Origin of the sequence: Halobacteriovorax sp. HLS (assembly GCF_004006665.1) — a bacterium.
Classification (GTDB): domain Bacteria; phylum Bdellovibrionota; class Bacteriovoracia; order Bacteriovoracales; family Bacteriovoracaceae; genus Halobacteriovorax.
In genome coordinates, this window is the sequence record NZ_QOCL01000009.1 from 42,945 (window position 1) to 64,139 (window position 21,195).

The 21,195-nt window shown below is 34.1% G+C and carries 25 protein-coding genes; 16 read left to right on the forward strand and 9 right to left on the reverse strand.

Features of this window, described 5'->3' with window-relative positions; genetic code table 11:
• The first annotated feature begins 83 nt into the window (after positions 1 to 83).
• The 9 genes from DPQ89_RS09690 to DPQ89_RS09730 all read left to right on the forward strand — a co-directional run bounded on the left by DPQ89_RS09690 (position 84) and on the right by DPQ89_RS09730 (position 11,140).
• Complete coding sequence (locus tag DPQ89_RS09690; protein ID WP_164848343.1) at positions 84 to 2,570, forward strand: PD-(D/E)XK nuclease family protein; 2,487 nt, start codon at positions 84 to 86, stop codon at positions 2,568 to 2,570.
• The gene (locus tag DPQ89_RS09695; protein ID WP_127716738.1) at positions 2,570 to 5,689 is read left to right on the forward strand and encodes an exodeoxyribonuclease V subunit beta; all 3,120 of its coding nucleotides are present in this window, start codon (positions 2,570 to 2,572) and stop codon (positions 5,687 to 5,689) included. The genes DPQ89_RS09690 and DPQ89_RS09695 overlap by 1 nt, the downstream gene beginning before the upstream one ends.
• A complete protein-coding gene (locus DPQ89_RS09700) occupies positions 5,689 to 6,228 on the forward strand; it encodes a hypothetical protein (protein ID WP_127716739.1) in 540 nt (179 codons plus the stop codon). The genes DPQ89_RS09695 and DPQ89_RS09700 overlap by 1 nt, the downstream gene beginning before the upstream one ends.
• 80 nt (positions 6,229 to 6,308) lie before the next feature.
• Complete coding sequence (locus DPQ89_RS09705; protein WP_127716740.1) at positions 6,309 to 7,217, forward strand: hypothetical protein; 909 nt, start codon at positions 6,309 to 6,311, stop codon at positions 7,215 to 7,217.
• Positions 7,218 to 7,244: 27 nt separating this feature from the next.
• The gene (locus DPQ89_RS09710; protein WP_127716741.1) at positions 7,245 to 7,535 is read left to right on the forward strand and encodes an exonuclease domain-containing protein; all 291 of its coding nucleotides are present in this window, start codon (positions 7,245 to 7,247) and stop codon (positions 7,533 to 7,535) included.
• A 380-nt stretch (positions 7,536 to 7,915) separates the two neighbouring features.
• A complete protein-coding gene (locus tag DPQ89_RS09715; protein WP_127716742.1) occupies positions 7,916 to 8,188 on the forward strand; it encodes a hypothetical protein in 273 nt (90 codons plus the stop codon).
• A 377-nt stretch (positions 8,189 to 8,565) separates the two neighbouring features.
• Positions 8,566 to 10,167, forward strand: a complete 1,602-nt coding sequence (locus tag DPQ89_RS09720) for an ion transporter (RefSeq protein ID WP_127716743.1) — start codon at positions 8,566 to 8,568, stop codon at positions 10,165 to 10,167.
• Positions 10,167 to 10,457 carry a hypothetical protein gene (locus tag DPQ89_RS09725; RefSeq protein WP_127716744.1) on the forward strand — a complete coding sequence of 97 codons (291 nt, stop codon included), beginning with the start codon at positions 10,167 to 10,169 and terminating at the stop codon, positions 10,455 to 10,457. Before DPQ89_RS09720 ends, DPQ89_RS09725 begins: the two co-directional genes overlap by 1 nt.
• A 182-nt stretch (positions 10,458 to 10,639) precedes the next feature.
• Positions 10,640 to 11,140, forward strand: coding sequence for a hypothetical protein (locus tag DPQ89_RS09730; RefSeq protein WP_127716745.1), 501 nt, complete (start codon positions 10,640 to 10,642; stop codon positions 11,138 to 11,140).
• Positions 11,141 to 11,182: 42 nt separating this feature from the next.
• Here the strand turns inward: DPQ89_RS09730 and DPQ89_RS09735 are convergent, their stop codons facing one another.
• A complete protein-coding gene (locus tag DPQ89_RS09735) occupies positions 11,183 to 11,299 on the reverse strand; it encodes a winged helix-turn-helix transcriptional regulator (RefSeq protein WP_370350785.1) in 117 nt (38 codons plus the stop codon).
• Between the two features lie 81 nt (positions 11,300 to 11,380).
• Here DPQ89_RS09735 and DPQ89_RS09740 point away from each other — a divergent pair, with 81 nt between their 5' ends.
• A complete protein-coding gene (locus DPQ89_RS09740) occupies positions 11,381 to 12,148 on the forward strand; it encodes an SDR family NAD(P)-dependent oxidoreductase (RefSeq protein WP_127716746.1) in 768 nt (255 codons plus the stop codon).
• Between the two features lie 64 nt (positions 12,149 to 12,212).
• On the opposite strand, the gene DPQ89_RS09745 is transcribed toward DPQ89_RS09740, so the two are convergent.
• Both DPQ89_RS09745 and DPQ89_RS09750 read right to left on the reverse strand, forming a co-directional pair.
• Positions 12,213 to 12,656 carry a nuclear transport factor 2 family protein gene (locus tag DPQ89_RS09745; RefSeq protein WP_127716747.1) on the reverse strand — a complete coding sequence of 148 codons (444 nt, stop codon included), beginning with the start codon at positions 12,654 to 12,656 and terminating at the stop codon, positions 12,213 to 12,215.
• 5 nt (positions 12,657 to 12,661) lie between these two features.
• The gene (locus DPQ89_RS09750; RefSeq protein ID WP_127716748.1) at positions 12,662 to 13,654 is read right to left on the reverse strand and encodes an NADH:flavin oxidoreductase; all 993 of its coding nucleotides are present in this window, start codon (positions 13,652 to 13,654) and stop codon (positions 12,662 to 12,664) included.
• An 84-nt stretch (positions 13,655 to 13,738) separates the two neighbouring features.
• Between DPQ89_RS09750 and DPQ89_RS09755 the strand changes: the two genes are divergently transcribed.
• Positions 13,739 to 14,602 (forward strand): LysR family transcriptional regulator, encoded by an 864-nt coding sequence (locus DPQ89_RS09755; protein WP_127716749.1) that lies wholly within the window; start codon positions 13,739 to 13,741, stop codon positions 14,600 to 14,602.
• A gap of 145 nt (positions 14,603 to 14,747) precedes the next feature.
• On the opposite strand, the gene DPQ89_RS09760 is transcribed toward DPQ89_RS09755, so the two are convergent.
• The 3 genes from DPQ89_RS09760 to DPQ89_RS09770 form a co-directional block, all read right to left on the reverse strand.
• Complete coding sequence (locus DPQ89_RS09760; RefSeq protein ID WP_127716750.1) at positions 14,748 to 15,140, reverse strand: hypothetical protein; 393 nt, start codon at positions 15,138 to 15,140, stop codon at positions 14,748 to 14,750.
• A gap of 261 nt (positions 15,141 to 15,401) precedes the next feature.
• Positions 15,402 to 15,758: a VOC family protein gene (locus tag DPQ89_RS09765; RefSeq protein WP_127716751.1), complete on the reverse strand. Its 357-nt coding sequence runs from the start codon at positions 15,756 to 15,758 to the stop codon at positions 15,402 to 15,404.
• Complete coding sequence (locus tag DPQ89_RS09770; RefSeq protein WP_127716752.1) at positions 15,755 to 16,372, reverse strand: bifunctional 2-polyprenyl-6-hydroxyphenol methylase/3-demethylubiquinol 3-O-methyltransferase UbiG; 618 nt, start codon at positions 16,370 to 16,372, stop codon at positions 15,755 to 15,757. Before DPQ89_RS09770 ends, DPQ89_RS09765 begins: the two co-directional genes overlap by 4 nt.
• A 93-nt stretch (positions 16,373 to 16,465) precedes the next feature.
• Here DPQ89_RS09770 and DPQ89_RS09775 point away from each other — a divergent pair, with 93 nt between their 5' ends.
• On the forward strand, positions 16,466 to 17,356 hold the full coding sequence (locus DPQ89_RS09775; RefSeq protein WP_127716753.1) for a LysR family transcriptional regulator: 891 nt from the start codon (positions 16,466 to 16,468) through the stop codon (positions 17,354 to 17,356).
• 15 nt (positions 17,357 to 17,371) lie between these two features.
• Positions 17,372 to 17,722 (forward strand): DUF1905 domain-containing protein, encoded by a 351-nt coding sequence (locus DPQ89_RS09780; protein ID WP_127716754.1) that lies wholly within the window; start codon positions 17,372 to 17,374, stop codon positions 17,720 to 17,722.
• Positions 17,723 to 17,731: 9 nt separating this feature from the next.
• On the opposite strand, the gene DPQ89_RS09785 is transcribed toward DPQ89_RS09780, so the two are convergent.
• On the reverse strand, positions 17,732 to 18,307 hold the full coding sequence (locus tag DPQ89_RS09785) for a c-type cytochrome (RefSeq protein ID WP_127716755.1): 576 nt from the start codon (positions 18,305 to 18,307) through the stop codon (positions 17,732 to 17,734).
• 193 nt (positions 18,308 to 18,500) lie between these two features.
• On the opposite strand from DPQ89_RS09785, the gene DPQ89_RS09790 reads away from it, so the two are divergent.
• From DPQ89_RS09790 to DPQ89_RS09800, 3 genes are all read left to right on the forward strand, one after another.
• On the forward strand, positions 18,501 to 19,025 hold the full coding sequence (locus DPQ89_RS09790) for a GNAT family N-acetyltransferase (protein ID WP_127716756.1): 525 nt from the start codon (positions 18,501 to 18,503) through the stop codon (positions 19,023 to 19,025).
• A gap of 148 nt (positions 19,026 to 19,173) precedes the next feature.
• A complete protein-coding gene (locus tag DPQ89_RS09795; protein WP_127716757.1) occupies positions 19,174 to 19,689 on the forward strand; it encodes a nucleotidyltransferase domain-containing protein in 516 nt (171 codons plus the stop codon).
• Positions 19,682 to 20,044, forward strand: coding sequence for a DUF86 domain-containing protein (locus tag DPQ89_RS09800; protein WP_127716758.1), 363 nt, complete (start codon positions 19,682 to 19,684; stop codon positions 20,042 to 20,044). The genes DPQ89_RS09795 and DPQ89_RS09800 overlap by 8 nt, the downstream gene beginning before the upstream one ends.
• A gap of 3 nt (positions 20,045 to 20,047) precedes the next feature.
• On the opposite strand, the gene DPQ89_RS09805 is transcribed toward DPQ89_RS09800, so the two are convergent.
• Together DPQ89_RS09805 and DPQ89_RS09810 are read right to left on the reverse strand one after the other, a co-directional pair.
• On the reverse strand, positions 20,048 to 20,734 hold the full coding sequence (locus DPQ89_RS09805) for a YafY family protein (RefSeq protein ID WP_127716759.1): 687 nt from the start codon (positions 20,732 to 20,734) through the stop codon (positions 20,048 to 20,050).
• Positions 20,735 to 20,748: 14 nt separating this feature from the next.
• Positions 20,749 to 21,138 (reverse strand): VOC family protein, encoded by a 390-nt coding sequence (locus DPQ89_RS09810; RefSeq protein WP_127716760.1) that lies wholly within the window; start codon positions 21,136 to 21,138, stop codon positions 20,749 to 20,751.
• Between the last annotated feature and the right edge of the window lie 57 nt (positions 21,139 to 21,195).

The window sequence follows — 21,195 nt, forward strand, 5'->3', positions numbered from 1 at the left end:
TTAGATGCGAATTTAATTCGTAGAGCATTCTATTTGAGGGTTTTATGATTGTGAAGACTTATATAGTTAGTTCGAGTGAATTAATGTCAAAAAGGTACTGTAGAGAAATATCTAATATTGGATATATACCATGCACGCTTCGTAGTTTAGTGGAGGAGCTTTATAACCATCCCTCATTTTTTTTAGAGAACACCGATGTCGAATACTTAAATCATCACGAATTAGATTTAAAATTATGTGAAATTCACCAGAAATTAAAAGCTGATAATTATTTTCATGAAGCTATGAAAATACGCGGAAACAGAGGACTTATTCTTAATGCTCTTGAAGAGTTAAGGTTGAGTTTAGATGGAACAAGTATTGATAATTTAAAGCTTGAAGATCCACACAAATCGTCATCTCTGATTGAGTTATACACTCTATATCGAAGCGAAGATTTAGCTGACTATTCGAAAGTGTTTTTTTCTGTATTAGAACGTTTGAAGATAGGGAAATATGATTCTTTACTACGAGATATAAGAATTACATTTTTAGATGATGTTGAAGTTGTTGGTTATGAGAAAGTACTGATCGAATTGTTAGAAGAGAAAATTTCGATCACTCGCTTTTCTTCAAAAGAGATCGATGCCGATTTGTCAAAAGTTAGTTGTTCAAGCTCAATAACGGCCAATAGTAGTATAAGAAACACTTTTCGTTGGATGCATGAAAATAAATTTACGAGTGATAACACGAAGCTTGTTGCCTTAAATTATGATTTGTATGCAAATGAGCTATATAAGCTTAAAGAAGAAATGCCAGTGTACCTTGAGAGAGGGCTTAAGTGCTCAAACTTTTCGTTCTTTGAATCATTTATGACAACATTAGCAACACAGAACAAGAATAATAAAGAACAAGATATATTTTTAAATATAGTTGAATCTCTTGTCAGAATGAGAAGCGAAGAAAAAGAACAGACTGAATTATTTAGAGTTTTCTATAAGCTAGTACTTAATATTGTCTCTGATCTTAAATTGGCCAGCAATATATATCTTGATCTCAAAATTCCAATTGATGCATATGAAATTTTATCTAAAGAAGTATCAGACCTGAATTTCACAAGCATTGATCTTGATTTAGATCAAACAGGGCTAACTCTTTGTTCTCTTGATGATTGCTATGCCCTTAGCTGTGAAAATATAGCGGTATTAGGACTAGAACATGGAAATTATCCCAAACGACAAAAGATTGATCCTTTGCTAAAAAAGAATGAGCGAGATTTAATAAACAAATCTACAGATGCAATACTCATTGTCGATGCTTATAGAGTTGAAGATATGCTTGGAACATTAATTAAAAACTCGTCCGGTCAACAACTTTTAACATATGAGAGTCATAACTTAGAAACGGGTAAATTAAAAGTTCCTTCAACCTTTTTTAATAAGGTTCTAAAAGCGCAAGGAAAAGAGATCAAAATTGAAAACATTTACGATCTTTGTAATGTTAAGGAACAATATGTAACAGACCTTAAAGAGCAGGGAGTCTTTTTAAATACTCTTTCTAATGAAGGTCTAATGACCAGTATTAATAATCAAGCTAGTAAATTGTATTCTAAAGAAGTTGAAGATATTGATTTTGGTGTGAGCGATAACTTTAAGAAAGATTTGTCTGCATCATCATTAGAGAACTTTTATCACTGTCCTTATCGCTTTAATCTTAGGTCTAACCTGAAGGTCTATCCTCCAGAATTAGAGGAAGTAGATAAATCCTATTGGCTTGATGCGATGTCTCGGGGGACTTTTCTTCACAAAGCGTACGAGAACTTACTTAAGCCTTTTTGTGTAGATGATGGCCTTTATTCTGAATATCTTGGAAATATCAAAGATGCTGATATAAAGAAGGCAATTGAAGGTGCTCTTGATTCAAAACTGAACAAAGAGGTGACTTTCAGGGAATATAATTTAGATGTTCCTGAGTATGTCAGACAAGAAGAGCTAACTGAGATGAGCGAAAATCTTGTAACATTCTTAGCTCAAGAAATTGAAAAGAATGATTCTTTTTATCCAATAGCGCACGAATATGAATTTAATTTTAAATGGGTTCTTGATGGTGTAGAGCTTCTATTCGATGGTCTAATTGATAGAGTAGACACAGATGGAAAAGGAAACTATAGAGTTGTTGATTACAAAACTGGAAAAAACCCCTTTAAATCAGAGAAGCAATATCTTTTTGTAATTGAGGGGAAAAAGCTTAGAGATCCCTACAAAGTATACTTTCAGCATGCTCTTTATACAAAAGCGTTGCTTGAGTCGGAGTTTTCAAAAGATATTAAGTCTATTGAGGCCGGGTATTACTTTACATCCGATCGAGGTGACTGGACGAAAGTCTATCATGATGGCCAGACACCAGAAAAGAAATTTGAAAATATATTAAAAACATACATATCTGAAGCAAGTACAGGCAAATACTTTAAAAACTCTACTCAATGTTATTATTGTGATTACAAACAAATATGTGCCGGAAAGCAAGAAAAAAGAGAGCGCATAGACTTTGAGCAATTAGTTAACCTTAAAAACGCAGTTATGGAGGACTAATGGCGACTATTAAACAACCAAAAGATCAAGAGACTAGAGATAAGATAACTGGAAACAACACAATTGATGACTTGAAATGTGCACAATTTGTAAAGGCTGGTGCAGGAGCAGGAAAAACGAGCTCAATTAAAGACCGTGTATTAAATCTTGTTTCCAAAGCCGAATTATCGCCTGAGAGAATGGTCATCATTACATATACAACAAAGGCAGCGAATGAATTGATGACTCGAATTCGGGAAATAATGGAGAGTAATTTACAGCTTCCAAATGTTGAAGATGCACTAGCGAAGCTAACAGATTCTAAAATATCAACTTTTCATGCTTTCTGTTACGATCTACTCAAAGAGTATCCTATAGAATTTTGTATAGATCCAGAGCTTGAGTTAGCAGATGAAAAGACAACTGAAATTATGCTTGAGAACTGCTTTGACCTTATGTTGCAAGATAGTAATAACCAAGAGAGTGAATCAAGAAAGTTATTTGCTTCACAAATGGATACTTTTTTAAATCTTTATGATTCAAATACTCCAGATAGTCTTAAGCAAGCATTTCTTTCCCTTTATCAGAATAGAGATTTAAGCCCAATCAAGATAGATAATAGCTCTTTAAAAGATATAGATACTCTAGAGAAAGGTATCACACAAAGTATTGGAGAGTATTATAATTTAGTAAAAGATCTATATGCGAATATAAAATCAGGTAAAGAGACTGATAAAATGTATGTTTACATGCAAGAGTCTCTTATTAATATTATAAACTCAAAAACTGAAGAGCAATTTGTAGAGTATATCTGTGATAACAGGATTGGGTTGATTAAGGGGGTCGGTGCACAAGGTGCTTATAAAGATCCTCAAATCCTAAAAGACTTAAAGGCATGTGCAAAACTAGTTAAAGCTGATAGTGCTTATATAGAGAGTGTCATTAAGATTCAATATTACAATGATGCACTTGAAGTGTATCCGTACTTTGAGAGTGTTGTAGAGGATTATAAAGCGCTTTATGGCTTCATAGACTTCTTTGACTGTTTATACCTCGTAAAAAAGAAACTAGACTCAGATGATCATTTGAGAAAGTTGATTCAAGAACGTTTTGATATCGTGATTATTGATGAGTTTCAAGATAGTGATCCAATGCAAGCGGATATTGCTTTTCATTTAGCTGGTAAAAATACAGATAAATTATTCTTTGTAGGAGATCCCAAACAGAGTATTTATGGTTTTAGCCGTGCTGATATTTCTGTATATCTCGAAGTCATGGATAGAATATCGGATATGGGAAATGGTGAAGTACTTGAGCTAACATCTAATTTTAGAAGTTCTGGTGGACTTTTAGACTTCATAAATGCAAATTTTGAAAAGATTCTTATAAGATCTGAAGAACGCAAGGATGTGAGTGTTGACTATACTCCAATGGAAAAATGTGAAAAGAAAAAAGACCTACCATTTACAACAGAGCATTGGAAGTTAAATTATCTTCTTGATGAGGAGGCTGAACTACCTTTTAGGGAACGTCCCAACAAGGGAGTTCTTCGTCCAAGAGAAGCATATATGGTTGCAAGTCAAGTTAAGGTGATGATGGATGAGCAAGGTTTGACTCCTGGAGATTTTCTAATCTTATTTAGAAGTGGAACATCAATGGAAGCCTATGAAAAAGCACTTAAGGAATTAAATATTCCAGTTTTAAATACAAAGAGTAAGAACTTCTTAAAAAGAAATGAAGTCATAGAACTATTAAACTTATTGGCCCTTAGTGCCTTTCCGAAGGGCCAAAATGGTAAATTCTACAGATTCTGTGTTCTAGAGTCCGATTTACTCAATATAAGTGAGGAAAGTTTAAATATTGTACTAGAAAAGGATTGGAGTTTTGAAGACAAGTTTAGAGAGTTATGTAATATAGCAGGATTTACTTCTCTTGCTATTGAGTCAGAAGATGATCTTTACTTACAGTTTATTGAGAACTTATGCAGTCTTGCTAAAACTGAACTTGTTGCGAATAACTATGATCTCAAGAGAACGTTTCATAATCTGTTTGAAAAGGCGGTTAATGATTCATATTTCTCTGCGGTAAAAGTTAGTGATGAAAGTGTTAATCTTCAAACCAAAAAAGCTAATGCAGTTACTCTTATGACTATTCACTCGTCAAAAGGCTTAGAATCTAAAGTTGTTATTATGTCAGCTTTTGAATCAAAGCCATTTGAAGATAGACAATATGTGGATAGGCACAAGGGAGAAATCCTTATTGATTCTCCTTTTTTAAGCTCTAAATTGGCAGATGGACTAGAGCTAACACAATTGCAGGAATATTATAATAAAGAAGGAGTACGAAGAGAGGAAGAGGAAAAGAGAGTTCTTTATGTAGGCGTAACTCGTGCTGAAGAGCAATTTATATTGATATCAAAAGAAGATGGTGAAAATACTCAATTTATCTCTACATTATTAGATGTCGCTCCAGAGTTCAAAGAAACCATTGAACTTGATTTTAATAAGCATAGTAAAGAATATGAAACGAGAGAGATACATCACGAAATTGAATGTTCTAATAAGGCTCCTGTTTACAAAAAGGAAGTTCTTAAATCATTAATTAATACTGAGAACTCTTCTAAGTCAGTATCTACTCTTATTGAGGATAGTGAACTCTTTATGGGAATTGAGGGAAGGAAAAATGGACAGGCCTTTGGTACTTTTACTCATTTGGTAATGGAGTATCTTTGTAGCATAATTTATACCCAGAAAAATATTGAAATTGATACGAATCTTTTAATCAGCAAGTTGTATGATCAATTTGGTATAAAACTTGAGAATGAATATATAGAAAACCTTAAAGCTGTTTCAAAAGACTTTTTAAAGTCGAGTCTCGCAACTGATATTATAAGTGCTGATGCGATCTATACGGAATTGCCATTTTCATCAGAGGATAAATACCACGGTATAATTGATTTGATAGTTGAAAATGAAGAGAAAATTAGAGTTATTGATTTTAAATCTGACTTATTAAAAACAAAGAAAGAAGAAATTAAAGCTCATTATAAGAAACAAGTTGATATGTATGTTAAGGCCCTAGAAAGTAAAGTTGATAAAAATGTTGTAGGTGAGTGCCTGTACCTGTTTGAGGAAGGATAATGAATATTGAAGATATAAAAAAGACTGTTTGTCTTGAACTCGACAATTTGAAAAATGATGTAATGAAGGTTAATGCTTCAATTTCTGAGTCCTATCGTTTTAAAATTACCAACCTTTCTAAGTTAGAAGGGCTGATTAAAGAAACAAAACTCAAGTTTCCTAAAAATATAACAGTCGTTTACATTTTCGGGTTTATAAAAATGAAGGACTCTGTTGATGTTTATAAAGTGTATAAAGAGGACAAATTAAAAAAGAAGTCTGGTTGTAGTACAAGTCTTGTGCCTAAAGAATATTTTAAAACAAAGTCTCTTTATGTTGGTTCGTCTCAAAACATTTCAGCACGGTTAAGAAATCATTTTGGATTAGGAAAAGGAAATAGTACTTATTCATTGCATTTAAGAAAAGTTTACAAAAAAGAATTGGAGTTGACGTTAGAAATAATATCTTTGGCCAATGCTTCTAACGATTCTTCACAAATTATTGAAGATACAATATCTAAGCACTATAGGCCCTTGTTAGGAAAAAGGGGAGGGCTGTAGTTACAGGAAGTGATTGTAAAAACAATTGGATTAATGACAAATATGTAGATTTAAAGATGTTACATGAGTTAAGGAGCAAAATGAGTAATAAGAATTTAGAAAGATATAAATTATCCTTTTCAAAGGCAAAAATAACAGAATTTCAATTTAATGTTATGGAGGATCTTTGGTGGAAAAGAAAAAGGTGGAATGATAAAACAGTAAAGATTTACGATGAACATAAGAGTGAATATAGTTTTTCCTCAGATCTAAGACAAGATGTATGGGCATCAACAGAGGAGGGTGTTAATTTTTCATTTCACAATCTATGCATGGCTATCCCTCCAAAAGATAATGCTCAAATCTTCAATAAGCTACTAGGAGAAGAACTTTTCTCGACTTTATCTTTAACAAATTTATTATTTCCTTCAGATAGCAGCCTTAAGAGGATTCTTGGTAATCCTGATTTCTCAATGTATGATGAGATAAATAATGTTTTTATTATTGGGGAACAGAAAGTATCACTAGGTTCGTCTGCTCACAAGTTTAGCTTTGAACAGTTTTTAAAATATCAAAATCTATCAATCTTTTTAAAGTCCATTGATCCTTGTATGAAATTGAGAATAATTTTGTTCCATCCTTCTGAAAATATTGAGAATGATATATATACTTATGATAAGTGGGATTGGTCAACGAGAAAAACGGAGTTCGCTCATGTTAGTATAAGTGATGATTCATTTGTGAATAAAGGGAAAAAAGATGTCGTTGGGAATTACTCAACGATAGAGAATATTATCTCTCCATTGTTAGATAATGATATGTTTATGAATGAAAAAATAAATAATTTCAGTAAAGACGTACTTCAAAAAAGAAAATTTCCTTATTCTAAGATGAACACAGTTACTTGGAAAGATTATGTAGAAATATCTCTTAATTATATTAAAGAGAAAGAGCATTTAACTCATCTGCAAGATGAAATTAAAAACTTACTACCATTATTCATTAAATAACTATTAAGTTGAACTAGGAGTTCTTCTATGAATAACTTTTTTGTTGATAAAATATATAACGATGATCGAAGCATCACGATCTATGAATTCACTGAGTTATCTGCAAGCTTATTTGAAAAAGAAGTTGAAATGAATTCAGATATGGGATTTTGTACTATATTAGACACTGAGACAACAGGCCTTGATCATCACAATAATGAGATTATCGAGATTGCTATAAGGAAGTGGATTTATCATAAAAGAGATCATTATTTAATAAAGCCTGCTGCACCCGAAAGAACCCCAAAATACCAAAAAATACAAAAACATATCAATTAATGGTGAAAAAAATTGAGAAGACCTGTTGTGTCAATTAAAGAAGTAACAATTTAATTACTTACTTTGTTAAGTGAGGAAGAAGTGAAGAATGTTTCAATGGGTTATTAAGCTACGGTAATAATTCTAAGAATGAACCCATATCTTAAGAGTAATTGAAGTGAATAGACTTAAAGAAGAAATTTATTTTTATTGCCTACACAATTTAGTAATTATAAAATAAATCAGACCAAGCAATACAATTTGTAAGTTGTAAACGTTTTGGAAAGGGCCATAGATTTAGAGGCAATTTCAGACGGGGAGTACTCTGCATTCATACGAATAAATACTAAACTCTAAAGTTAATCAACATGATAAAGAGTTAACATAGAGGATAACTCAATATGAAATGCATCTGCCCAAATTGCAAAAGTAAGGTCTCGTTGAACAAGGTCTTCTTTTCAAATAAGTATAAGTGCAAAGACTGCTCAAAGAAAATCAGCATTTCAAGAATCTCACGTCTTAAGTGGATTGGACCTCTTCTATGTTGTGTAATTATTAATGAATTAGGTCTTGCCCCAAATAGCTCCTGGAGTATTTTACTCTCAGCTATATGGCTTATTATTTATCCTTTTTTGATTGGATTTGATCTTACTGTAGTTCGTTCTAGTAATTAGAAGTAACTATCATTGCTTCTGGTTCTTATTATGAAGGAAGTGTACTTGGAACCAAAGGGCCGTACTATTCTTAAATTTTACTAAGTACGTAGTCTATCTAAGTTTCATTGTTATAACCAGTTGTGTTTAAGAATCAAGCTGTGGTTTTTTCATAAAGTCTCCTATTTTGTTGTTAAGACTATTAAGCAGTATATTCCTAAAATTCTTAATATCTTCTGGAGAGTAGGGCCCAACCTGTTTTAGACTAAATGTTGAGCTTTATGGCGAAAAAGTCAGAAACTTATGGTTATTGATTATTATCCATAGATAGTCGAAAAAAAAATACTTTAAGAGTCTTTGATCATAAAGAAAATCTATATAAGCTCCGATAAATAAGGGTGAAAAAATCAGACAAAATACAGTCATTTCTAGAGAACAATGTCTATTATACAGCATTCTTATCTATTCTCGCTTTGGTTACAGGGCTTGAGAGTGTCTTTGATTTTTCTTTTGGTAAGAAATTTACTCATGAGTACTTTGATTACGGAGTCTTTGGAATTTTCGCATTTGATTTCTTGTTAAAAATTATCGTTTACGCAAGAGAGAAATTTGAAAATTCCAAAATTGCCTTTGGTGGTCTCTTTAGCATTCCGTTTACCTTTGTTGATTTTATAGCGCTAGTACCTGATGTAATTAGTCTTATTATAGGGACGCAACAAATTGATCTTAAGGCCTTGAGAGCATTACGTGCTTTAAAACTATTAAGGTTGACGCGAGTCTTTTCTAAGAATAAGAGGATGTTTAACTATGTGCTGAATTTTTTTAGATACAAGCTCTATGGTCAAAGTTTGGTTTTTGGAGCAAACTTTGCGATTCTATTTATTTTTGGAAGTGTTTTTTCTTTTATTCATTATGAGTATTCAGTTTATTCCGACTTAATCCCTTCTGTAAGAGCTTCGATCAATTGGGGGCTAAATATTTTCATTGATCCATATGGCTCTTCCTATAGTGAAAGTAATTCAATGCTACTGAAGGGAGTCTCTTTGGTTGGTTCGACATTTGGACTTTTTGTTTACGCTTCCATTATTGGTGTCTTTTCTAATTTATATAGTGGAATTTTTGAAATTATAGATAAAGGTGTTGGTATGACAACTATTAAAAAAGGTGATTTTGTAATTATTGGCTGGAATCATTTAATCCCGAGTGTAGCCGAGCATATCGTTTCTGCAAACAAGCAAAGAGTTGTATTAGTTACAGCATCAGATAAGTCACAGGTAAGAAAACTTTTTGAAAATGTTCCAGGTGGAGCTGATATTTTTAACAATCCACTATTTGAATATGTAAACACTGACTACTCATCAAGAGATGAGTTAGAACGACTCAATATTTGGAATGCCGAAAAAATTGTCATTGTTTATGATGACAATATCTCTGGAGATCTTGGAGACAACTATAGTTCTGCTAACGCTAGAGATGCGAAGATTCTCTTTACTATGAAAACGATTAGGGGACTCGTTAGACAGCATAATTCGAAGTCTAGAATTGTCTGTGAAGTATTTTGTAAGTCGAATAAGCATCTCTTTGGAGAGTACTCTGATGTTGAGATCATTAGTAAAGAATCTCTCTTTTCCAATGTATTTAGCCAGTCTGTGGCCCAAGATGAAATTCTGAATGTTTATAAGAGATTGCTAAAAACAGAAGATAAGGAACTTTATATTGTTCCTTTTTCAGATACTTCGGGTTCGATAGGACACGATCCAAAGGACTATTATGATTATCAAGCTAGCTACTCTAGACAGGGGATAGGTCTCGTCGGCTTATATTTTACGAGTATGAAAGGGGGAAAAGCCGGAGTAATCCTTTCTCCTTCTGAGGCTGAGCTAGAGGAAGCGGTAGCGAAGTACACCCTTGAACAATATGTCCCGAGCTTTATTTTATTAGCGGAAAGTCCTGAAGAATTAGAATTATTTAAAAAATCTTATAGAAAGAAGGCTGCTTAATGGCGAAGCTAAAATTTGACGGTACAAAATTAAAAGACGGCGGTCGTACAATTGCCAATGTTAGTGGTGATCGTATTCGAGAGGGAACAGGTTCGAGAACAGTGCTTAATATTAGTGGGGATAAAGTTCGAGAAGGTACGGGGTCTCGAACTCTTTTTAATGTCAGTGGTGATAAAATTCGTGAAGGTACAGGTTCTCGTAAAATCGCAGATATGGATGATGTCGACAAAAGCATTGATGGACCTGGTAAGGTCGTCAAGGCCGCTCTTTGGTTTTATTTTGTAAGATAGCATATAGTTGGTTTAAATTATATTTTCGTGTTAGTTACAATTTGAGAAAAAATAGCCTCGAAAAGGTTCACCTTTAGAAAATATCTTTTGTAAAATATTCTATTTTTAATGCAGAGAAGACTATTATCTACTCTTTGTATTTTATTTACATCCTAAACCTCGCTAGTTAAAGTATAGACACTATGAAAAATCTTAACCAAACCAAAGAATTCAAAATTTTCAAAGAACTAACAATAGGTGGACTGAATAAAGATGAGCTTCTACAGCGCTTATCTGCAGAAGGGATTCAGTTTAACGATTACGCAAATACTTTATTTGAGCACCCTCATTTTACTCCTTCTGAAACGATTGAAGTTGTAAAACTTGTAATGACAACTCTTTCTGATCTAGGACTAAAAGAGACTTGTACTCCTGATGAGTTTTCAAATCGTATTTCTGAGTTAGGTCTTGAGTTTTGTCCTCTGTATCTTGCTGCTTTTTTAAGACTAGACTACCTAGATCAAAATGAAAGAGCTTATTTGACGGTTGCCTCTGTAAAACCAGAGCTTGATGAGAATTATCCAAATGGATTCTATCTCAGAAATATTGAAGACACTCTCTGGCTAAGAGGTTATAGGGCCGATGGATTTGAGGGATGGCCTGAAGTTAATGAATTTATCTTTATCTCTTCAAGTAGACGATAAGCTTTCTAACTGTAGAAGGTATGATTTAATACTTTCACTAATTTACTTATTCTTCAAAATATCCACTGCATACTCTTCTCCCCTCTTTCTTAAACTTTTTAAGATAGGAGATAGAGTTCTTCCTTTTTCAGTCAGACTATATTCGACTCTAGGTGGCACTTCTGGGTAAGCCTCGCGGTGAACTGCAAAACTTCCGAAATCTAGACTAGACTTAGAAGAAATTATAACAAGGCTTTAATTATGGGAAAGAAAATTTTAATTACTGGAGCAACTGATGGCATTGGTCTAGAAACTGCTAAGAAACTAAAGAGCTTAGGACATGAGGTAATAGTTCATGGAAGAAGTTCAGAAAAGTTACAAAAGGTCGTTGATGAGTTAGGTGTCACTGCATTCAAGGCGGACTTTTCAAAATTAACTGAAGTTCGCAATATGGCCGATTCAATTTTGGAGAAGTATGACTCTATTGATGTCCTAATCAATAATGCAGGTGTATTTAAAACTTCAAGTCCGAGAACTGAAGATGGGCATGATGTTAGATATGTAGTGAATACTTTTGCCCCATATCTGTTAACTAAGAAACTCCTTTCAATATTAAAAGGATCAAGGGTCATTAATCTCTCTTCTGCGGCCCAGTCATCAGTTGATTTTGATGCAATGATTGGGAAAGTTGAAATGAGTGATTTTGAGGCCTATGCTCAAAGTAAGCTTGCTATAACAATGTGGTCAAGGTATTTGGCAAATGAACATAAGGATATAACTGTAATTGCCGTGAACCCAGGATCACTTCTTAGTACCAAGATGGTTAAAGAAGGATTTAATACATCTGGTAATGATATTACTATTGGTGTGAATATTTTAACAAGTCTAAGTCTAGAGGGGACCCATACTAGTCACTCAGGTGACTACTATGACAATGATAATCAACGATATGCTCCACCTCAAGCGGATGGACTTGACGATACCAAGACGAAAAAAATAGTAGAGCTATTAGAGGATCTAATAAAATAAAATCAAACCTTGATATTATAACAAGGCGATTACACTACCTTGTTATAATATCTAAGATTATCCTTTAATTTCTGCTATGGAATACTTTTGAAACAATTTTCCAACCAGTTCTAAATTTCAAAAGAAGTAAGTAATCAGTAAAGACAACTCTATTATTTTGAGAAAACTCAATTTTTACAGTACCAGCATTTCCATCAGCATCAATATTTAAGAAAGTATAATCATATTGATATTTAATTGGATCAAAGTCAGGTGATGTTTTTCTCTTTTCTACTGTAGCTATCCAATTATCAATTGAAAACCTGCCAATTTCTTCTCCACTTACTGAATAGATTTCAAAATCTTTATGAAATCCTTTTCTCATGGCATTTGTATTTAAATCATTGAAGGCCCCGTTTACATATGAATCTGTAACAACTTTTTGAATATGAAACCTTGGATCTGTGTCAGCGTTAATATTTAAACTCATAAATGTTAATAAAAGGGTTAGCATTGTCATTGTTTTCATTCTGTCTACCTTGTTAGTAATTGTTTTCCCATTATTGGGTTCTCTAGTATTGCTCTTCCAATTGCTGCAAAACTAAATGATTTATTCTGTAAATTTTCTTCTATATACTTCTTTGTTTTTATTCCACCAACACCTATGACCGGAGCATTGATATGCTTTTGAATTCGTCTAGCGTCTTCAACTAAATATCCTTCGCCCCTTCTATCCCTAGGCCTGCGCCATCCACCAATTCCTGAAGAAACATTGATAATATCCACACCAAGGTAAACAAGTTTCTTACTGATTAGTATTGAGTCTGTAGTAGTTGTCCCATTTTCAAAGTGGTCTTGACCTGGAATTCGAACAGAGATTATTAACTTAGGAAATAGCGCTCTAATTTCACTGACAATTTCAAAAAGAATTCTTGCTCTGTTATAAAGTGTTCCTCCGTACTGATCAGTTCTTTGATTTGTAATAGGGGAGAGCCATTGATTAATACCGTATCCATGGGCAGCATGAATTTCAATAACATCAAAGTTTGCATGAACAGCAATTTTAGCTGCCCTGATAAAGTCTTTTTTGAGCTTCTCTATATCTGCTAAAGTAGCTTGAAGTGGTATTTCAAGCTCTTGTCCTTTTACGGGAGTAGAGATTGGACTAGGAGCTATTAACTTTCCTCCAGTTAATTCACTTGTGCTCTTCGCTCCAGCATGTACTAATTGAATTCCGGCCAAAACTCTTGTTTGCTTAATCATATTTGATAGTTGTCTAAGACCCATGACTTTCTCATATGAATCTATTCCTAGCTGTTTGGGTTCACTTTTTCCGTCTAGTGAAACATAGGAATACTCTACAAGAACAAGAGAAGCATCTGAAGTTGCTAGCCTATGGTAGTGATTAAGAGTCTCATTGGTCACATAACCTAGCTCGTCGGCCGTTTGGGAGGCCATAGGAGGGACAATAACTCTATTTTTAAAAACCGAGTTCTTTATTTGTAATTCGCTATTTATATTAATCATTTCTTGCTCCTTAAGTCTGTAAGAGATATATAGATTAAAAAAACATCTAGCAAAAGAAACAAATGTGAGTTATATGTTTCCAATATGGAAATGAATGAATTACGCTATTTTTTAGCAGTATCCCAAACTGAGAACGTCCAAAGAGCATCTGAGAATATAAATGTCTCAGCAGGATCTCTTAGTAAGGCGATAGCAAGGCTTGAATCAGAGCTCGGTGTAAAGCTCTTTAACAGAGTAGGCAGAGGTATTACTTTAACAGAGGAAGGGCACTTCCTTACAAAGAAGGCCAGTGCGATTCTAAATCTTGAAACAGAGGTTAAATTAAGTATCTTAGGTCAGGAAGCTTCATTTAAAGCGATATTAGGCGCAAACGAGACTCTACTGTCACACTTTGGAGTTGAATTAGCTCAAAAGATAAAAGATCTTTATCCAAACTCCTCAATTGAGCTCGTTGGGTTAAATCATAGTTCATTATTAACAAAATTAGCTGATGGTGAGGTTAATCTTGGTCTAAGCACACAAGAGCCCAGAGATGACTTTGATTATAAGAAAATTGCAGAGGTGAAGTTTCATACTGTCGTATCAAAAGGGCATCCGTTATACAAAAAAGTTAAGAGGAATATAGAAATTTCCATAGAAGAAATTCTTGAATATGACTTTGTTGTTTCTAAAAATAATATTCTCGGTAAAACTTCGGCCAACCAATCTGCAGATGGATGGAGAGATGATAAGTTTAGACGAAAAATTCCATATATAACTCAAAGTCTAAAGACTTTAGAGTCACTAGTTAAAAGTGGAAAAGCTCTGGCCTATCTCCCAGACTATATGATTGTAAATTCAGATTATGAGATAGTTAATATTTTAGGATGTCCCTACCAGTGTAAACAGAAGGTTTACTTAATCTCAAGAAATAAAAAAGAGTTAAGTTGGATTAATCAAATTTTCTAATCTTGATAGAGATGAAGAAAAATCTTTAAATCTATAGCTTGAGAGAGCATTTAAAGATTGATGATATCAATGTATTCTTAATAAATGCCCTCTCTAATATTGATTAAAACTAAAAAAACTTAGAAGTATAAGTTCTTTATAATACTCATACAGCAACATCCTTATGGTGAAAGTGATCACCACGGTACTTGGAGTCGTAACTATTAAAGTACTTCATTGAGAAACGATTCTTCTTCCAATGGGTTAGTTGTTTATCTATATCTGCTTCAATTAAATCGAATACTTTAATAGGGTCGTTACCTTTTGCAGTTGATGAGAACTTCTGCCCAGCTGCGCTTATTTCCAAATGAGCTGTGATCGCGTTATTTCTCTTTCTAAAAGTAATCGTAGTGAATGAAGTTGAGGGAGTCTTAGGCATTAATTCCCTCAAGCGATTTTTGATTTGATTGTTAGATTCTTTTGACAATTTAAATCCAATTTCTTCAATTCTGAAACCATCGTGGAAGTGATTGTCAAAGTGTCTAAAAAGTAACTTCATAAGACCTCCTTGATAAATAGCTTCGCGATATCTGCTCTTTTACAGATCGCTCAAAATTAAATTATTAGGTAGTTAATAGCTTCGTTGGTAAGGAAGCCTATTACCATTGGCCCTTCCTTGCTGCCAACGTAAACCAAACTACCTAACTTATCGAAAGAAGATGGTATATATACCATCATTAAAAATAATAATATTCTCAGAAAAAATGTCAATATTTAGAAAGCAAAAAAATGTTAATTTTTTGTAAATTTTAATGACTTACTAAACAGAAAAAACAATTTTATTCTTATCTAAGTCCCTTATGTAGGCCGAGTACTTTGGCCCTCGTTGATTAGGTTCGCCTTCGCAGTTACCTCCTAATTTGATGGCCTTCTTATATAGGCGCTCAACTTCATTTTTAGAGCCGACATTAATACCTATCATTGTTCCGTTCCCATTCGTTGCAGGTAACTCATTAAATGGTGTGGCCAAAGCGAACGCAAAGTCTTGGCATTGCCAGAAAGTCATTCTATCTGTTGATAAGACTTTCTGTAATTCAGTTTCTTCAAAAAGTAAGTCATAGAACTTTGTAGCTTCTTCCATATTGTTAGTGCCAAAAACAAAATAATCTAATTTCATGGTTTTACTCCTATTAAAAATATATCCACTTTGGTTGGGTCCCACCTTGCTTCTATCTTTAGACCACTGTTTGTAACATCTTTAACAAAGTCTTCTTTAGTGAAAAAGTTGATAAAAGGTAGTTTTCCTAATTTATATCCTATGTACCAAATAGGCTTAAATAATTTTAAAACTCCGCCAACACAACCGGTAGAACTTATAAAGTATCCTCCAGGCTTTAAGTAATGATAAATCTTCGCAAGTACTTCCTCTTTATTTTCAACTAAATGAAGAATACTATGGGCCATAATCACATCAAATTCGTTTTTCGAGTAGCTCATTTCTTGTACTGATTCTTCTTTGAATTCGATGTTGCTTATGTTTTGTGTAACTGCTTTATGTTTTGCAATTTGAATCATTTTCTTTGAGAAGTCTGTTGCAATAATTTGAGAGACTAGGGGAGCGTGAATTAATGCAGTTGTTCCAGTGCCACAACCGATTTCTAATATCTTCATTTCCGAATTAAGTAACTCTTGAGTAAGCTTAAGCTTCTTTTCATAGACTTCTTGATTAGGTACAGGCTTTCTTGAGTACTTATCGGCCGTATTACTCCAAAAATGTGATTGATCGCTCATAAACCCCCCTTACATATTGAATATTAAACTAACGTAAAGTAATATGAAATAGATAATATTGCTAATTATGTATGCAAAAATGCATAGGTGTATATGGACTGGAATTCTATAAATTTTGACTGGAATAGAGCAAGAGCATTTCTTGTAGCAGCAGAGGAGGGATCATTTTCTTCTGCAGCAAAAGCGTTAAAAGTCACTCAATCAACACTTGGGCGACAAGTTTCAGGTCTTGAACAAGAGCTAGGTATGACTCTCTTTGAAAGAGTTGGTAAAGGCATTGAGATCACAGCTGGTGGTTTAAAGCTAATAGAATATGTAAAAGAGATGAGTGAAGCCGCAAATCGTCTCTCCATAGCTGCAAGTGGACAGTCTAGTTCGATTGAAGGGACTGTCGTAATATCAGCTAGTGAAGCCTTTTCTGTTTTTTTACTTCCGCCAATTTTGCAAAAACTTAGACAGAAAGAGCCTGGAATTAAGATTGAAATTGTGGCCACGAATGAATCATCAGATTTAAGGCGACGTGAAGCTGATATCGCAATTCGGAACTTTATGCCAAAGCATCCGGATCTGATCGCGGTTAAAAGTTTAGATCTCAAGGCATATTTATATGCCTCTAAGGACTACTTAAAAAGGAATGGGAAAATACGACGTAAGTCAGATTTAAATACAGCCGACTTTATAGGCTTCTCTGATAATACAAAGTATATCGAAGGTTTAAAAGAATTAGGACTAAATCTATCAGATGATAATTTTCCGTTTCTTTCCGAGAATCATATTGCCCATTGGTCACTTGTAAGAAGTGGCGCAGGCATTGGTGTAATGATGGAAAGTGTAGGAGAGCAAGATCCTTTAGTTGAGAAAGTTATGAAAAGTATCCCCGCCTTTCCTGTAGAGACTTGGATAGTTTCGCATAGAGAGTTAAAAACGAATCGAAGAATTAGATATGTTTTTGATTTCTTAGTAGATGCTTTTAAAGAAAAATAATGATCAGAGTAAAATATGAATAATACGAATCCAGAAAAAAAAGATATTTTTAATTTCTCCTTCAAAGGAAAACTTTGGAAAGATAAAGGAAAAGGGGCGTGGCATTTTATTACAGTCTCAAAGAAGCTCTCAAGGGAAATTCGAAACGTACATAAAGATTCTGAAGAAGGGTGGGGACGTTTAAAAACTAAAGCTACAATCGGAAACACAACTTGGAAAACATCTATTTGGTTTGATACAAAAGCAGACGCCTACCTTTTTCCTGTAAATGCCTTGACCCGTAAAAAGGAAGCATTAGTTGAAGGAAGTACTGTAGAGGTGTGTTTAGAGTTTTCGTTAGACAAATGGCTGATGGATAAACTCTAAACCTTTGATTTAGTCACAAAGCTTCTGCTCATTCAAATAAGCAGCAACATCCTTAATATCTTGTTCACTAAGTTTGTCAGTAAAGCTTCTCATATTAATTCTACTTGGACGTGGTTCGTACCAAGTTGTTTGAAAGCTTCTAATTGCATTTTCTAGATAACCAGTTTTCTGTCCGTGAATTACAGGAGCGATACCAGACCCGTCTTTTTTGTGACACTGAAAACAATTCTTGTTAAATATCTTTTTACCATTTTTAACATTCGCATCAGGGGGTAGGTCTATCTGTGCCTGTGCCTCACATAGTGAAAGACTTGAAACATACGCAGCGATTTCCTTCACTTCGGTGTCAGTGAAGTTTTCCATGACTTGGTTCATGATCTCGTGATCACGAAGATAGTCTCTAAAGTTAAAAAGCTCAAACTCTAGGAAGTCTCTTTTTTGACCTGAGATCATTGGAGCATCAAATATGGTTGGGTCCTTATGGCAGCTCATACACTCGTTATCAACCATTTGTGGTATTGATAACCTCTGTTGCGCGTATAGGTTGAAACTAAGTAGTCCTAAAAGTAAGATTATTGATTGCATACTCTCTCCATATTTTTGCAGAGACTATAATAAGATATGAGTATTGTGAAATACTAAGCAGTTTAAGTTTCCTGATCTTTATCAGGTTATGACAAATGATACAAAATTACATACACTTAGAGTTCATTGATTTTGTGATTTTATAGCTCCAAGCATAATTAGCAAATTCAAGGTTTAGTTCAAGGAGAAATAAGTGAAAAAGATTACCCTCAGACATCTAACACCTGAAGATAAAGAAAAGTTTATTAAGGCCAATAGTGCTGACTGGGGAGATTTCGCATTTGCTCATTATTGGGAATCTCTTGCTCAAGAAAACTTTGATACATTTATTCGTATCGTGCCGGAGTTTTCTAGAGGTATGCATATTCCAAAAGATCATGTTCCTTGTACTTTCCTATTTGTTTTTAATGAAGAAAATGAACTCGTCGGAAGAACTTCGATTAGGCATGAGTTAACAGAGTTTCTTTTAAAAGCTGGCGGACATGTGGGCTATGGTGTTGTTCCAGAATTTAGAAGAAGAGGGTACGCTTCAGCAATTCTCAATGAATCTCTTAATTATATTCGCAACAATATTTCTGAAATTGATAGAGTTCTAGTTACCTGTGATGAAGGAAATATTGGCTCTCAAAGAACCATAGAAAATAACAAGGGCATTCTAGAAGATATAATTGAAATGCCTAATGGACCTAGAAAGATGAGGTTTTGGATTCAGCTATAGTTCCAACGCAATTGATGGATATAAATATAATAATGAATTTTCAATACGTTAGGCTTTTTATAGCTCGTTTGGTTATACCCAATTGGATATAATTGTTAAAGTGTGATATGATTATATCCGATAGGGTATAATGTAAGAGGGTGTTATTATGAAGAACTATCTAGCTACTACTATTCAGAATGAAAGGTTAAAGACAGGGCTAAATCAGGAGCAAATGGCGAAGGCCACTGGCCTTGGGCTAAAAACAATTCGAAAGATTGAACAAGGCGATATGTCAGTTAAGATGAAAAATATCAATAAGTGTTTAAATTTTCTTGGTATGGAACTTGGCCCAGCTAAGCTTGTGGCCTCTCCGGAAATCAAGTTGAAGAAACAACTTTCTAAAGAGGAAGTTCTAAAGACACTATCAGGAGCTATGAGCATATTTAAGAAAAGGTATAATCTAAAAGAACTTGGATTATTTGGCTCATTCTCTAGAGATGAACAAGCAGAGGATTCAGATATAGACATTCTTTTTTGCGGAGATACCACCTTTAAAGAAGAAGGTGAAATGACATTAATTTTAGAACATATCTTGGATGGCCATAAAGTTGACTTTACTAATAAGGCCCATCTTAATGAAAGTTTGAAGGAGTCTATTCTAGAGGACGTTATTTATGTCTAAAAAATATAAGTCTGATAAGATTTATCTAGAGATGGTAATAGAGCATTGTGAGCGAATAAAAGAGTATTCAATTGACCTCACTCTAGATGAGTTGCAAAAGAAGGGACTTGTTTTTGATGGTATTTTAATGCGAGCGCAAGCTATCGGTGAAAATATTAGTAAAATTGAAAATGGACAAGATAACCTGATTAGAAACTTTAGAGATACAATTGATTGGAGTGGATTGAAAAGATTTAGAGATGTAATTTCTCATAGGTATGAACAAATCAGGCCAGATATTCTCTTTAATTTTATTCAAATAGAAATAGATAAAATAATTGAAGGGGCCCGACAGATTCTCAAGCAAAGATACTAAATTTCAAAGACAGCAGTTATTAATCTCCAGATAGTGATCAACACACATAGTCTCACTTGTGACAAAATTTTCATCTAGCATTTTCATCTCTATAAATCGATCAAGACGAAAGTTTCTATAGTCATCTCTCAGCTCACAGTGGGCCAGTAGTGTCCAACTTGATCCCCAGTACATTAGACCTAATGGACAGAGTACTCTCTCACTTGTGTTGCCTTTTCCATCTTGGTAATGAACGGAGACTTTTGTTTTATTCATTGAGGCATCTCTAAGTTGAGTGTGCCATTTTGTTTCTTCACGATAATCTGAAAATTTTGGTACGTAGTATGGAAGTAGCTCTATGAGACTCTTAATTTTTTCAGGAACGACAGAGACAATTTTTTCAAGGGCCGTATTAGCTCCAATTGAAAGGACTTCGTCACTATGACCCTTTACCATTTTTAGGGCCAGTACCATCGCGGTCATTTCTTGTTCACTGAACATGATAGGAGGTATTTCAAAGTTATATCCCAGTCGATAGCCTACACCAGCTTCTCCTTCGATTGGAACTCCTGATAAAGATAGTGCCTGAATATCACGATAAATTGTGCGCACAGAGACACCGAGGTTTTCAGCAATAGACTCTGCTGTTAAAACCTTACGGCGCCCCCTTAGAAGAGATATAATTTGAAATAATCGCTCAGCTTTTCTCATGCACTAAGCTTATACTAATTTTTCTCTGTTGGCTCATAGTGAAATACACAAAGCTTATTTCCATCTAGATCTCGAAAATATGATGCATAGAAGGCATCCATTTCTCTAGGTCCTGGCTTTCCTTCACATGCAGCCCCAAGCTCGATGGCGAGAGCATAAATTTCATTAACTTCCTTTTGAGATTTAAGTTGAAGTGAGATCATTGTGCCATTACCGACAGTCGCCATGGCGTTATTGTATGGCTTCATAATACAAATTTGCCCTGGAGAATCAGGCGTCCCCCAAGCGATGAACTTCTCATTATCCATATGTCTGCTAGCGTCAAATGCCCTAGATAATAGCTTGTCATAGAAAACAGCAGATTCTTGAAGGTTATTAGTTCCTAGTGTGATGTAACCGATCATAGTGACTCCTTTTAGTGTTTTAATACATATTATTTAAAGACTATAGATCAGGCCTAC

Excerpts from the sequence above, each read along its gene's own strand:
- DPQ89_RS09690 (WP_164848343.1), top strand. The coding sequence starts at position 84 with ATGTCAAAAAGGTACTGTAGAGAAATATCTAATATTGGATATATACCA.
- DPQ89_RS09695 (WP_127716738.1), top strand. The coding sequence starts at position 2,570 with ATGGCGACTATTAAACAACCAAAAGATCAAGAGACTAGAGATAAGATA.
- DPQ89_RS09700 (WP_127716739.1), top strand. The coding sequence starts at position 5,689 with ATGAATATTGAAGATATAAAAAAGACTGTTTGTCTTGAACTCGACAAT.
- DPQ89_RS09705 (WP_127716740.1), top strand. The coding sequence starts at position 6,309 with ATGAGTAATAAGAATTTAGAAAGATATAAATTATCCTTTTCAAAGGCA.
- DPQ89_RS09710 (WP_127716741.1), top strand. The coding sequence starts at position 7,245 with ATGAATAACTTTTTTGTTGATAAAATATATAACGATGATCGAAGCATC.
- DPQ89_RS09715 (WP_127716742.1), top strand. The coding sequence starts at position 7,916 with ATGAAATGCATCTGCCCAAATTGCAAAAGTAAGGTCTCGTTGAACAAG.
- DPQ89_RS09725 (WP_127716744.1), top strand. The coding sequence starts at position 10,167 with ATGGCGAAGCTAAAATTTGACGGTACAAAATTAAAAGACGGCGGTCGT.
- DPQ89_RS09730 (WP_127716745.1), top strand. The coding sequence starts at position 10,640 with ATGAAAAATCTTAACCAAACCAAAGAATTCAAAATTTTCAAAGAACTA.
- DPQ89_RS09740 (WP_127716746.1), top strand. The coding sequence starts at position 11,381 with ATGGGAAAGAAAATTTTAATTACTGGAGCAACTGATGGCATTGGTCTA.
- DPQ89_RS09745 (WP_127716747.1), bottom strand. The coding sequence starts at position 12,656 with ATGAAAACAATGACAATGCTAACCCTTTTATTAACATTTATGAGTTTA.
- DPQ89_RS09750 (WP_127716748.1), bottom strand. The coding sequence starts at position 13,654 with ATGATTAATATAAATAGCGAATTACAAATAAAGAACTCGGTTTTTAAA.
- DPQ89_RS09755 (WP_127716749.1), top strand. The coding sequence starts at position 13,739 with ATGGAAATGAATGAATTACGCTATTTTTTAGCAGTATCCCAAACTGAG.
- DPQ89_RS09760 (WP_127716750.1), bottom strand. The coding sequence starts at position 15,140 with ATGAAGTTACTTTTTAGACACTTTGACAATCACTTCCACGATGGTTTC.
- DPQ89_RS09765 (WP_127716751.1), bottom strand. The coding sequence starts at position 15,758 with ATGAAATTAGATTATTTTGTTTTTGGCACTAACAATATGGAAGAAGCT.
- DPQ89_RS09770 (WP_127716752.1), bottom strand. The coding sequence starts at position 16,372 with ATGAGCGATCAATCACATTTTTGGAGTAATACGGCCGATAAGTACTCA.
- DPQ89_RS09775 (WP_127716753.1), top strand. The coding sequence starts at position 16,466 with ATGGACTGGAATTCTATAAATTTTGACTGGAATAGAGCAAGAGCATTT.
- DPQ89_RS09780 (WP_127716754.1), top strand. The coding sequence starts at position 17,372 with ATGAATAATACGAATCCAGAAAAAAAAGATATTTTTAATTTCTCCTTC.
- DPQ89_RS09785 (WP_127716755.1), bottom strand. The coding sequence starts at position 18,307 with ATGCAATCAATAATCTTACTTTTAGGACTACTTAGTTTCAACCTATAC.
- DPQ89_RS09795 (WP_127716757.1), top strand. The coding sequence starts at position 19,174 with ATGAAGAACTATCTAGCTACTACTATTCAGAATGAAAGGTTAAAGACA.
- DPQ89_RS09800 (WP_127716758.1), top strand. The coding sequence starts at position 19,682 with ATGTCTAAAAAATATAAGTCTGATAAGATTTATCTAGAGATGGTAATA.
- DPQ89_RS09805 (WP_127716759.1), bottom strand. The coding sequence starts at position 20,734 with ATGAGAAAAGCTGAGCGATTATTTCAAATTATATCTCTTCTAAGGGGG.
- DPQ89_RS09810 (WP_127716760.1), bottom strand. The coding sequence starts at position 21,138 with ATGATCGGTTACATCACACTAGGAACTAATAACCTTCAAGAATCTGCT.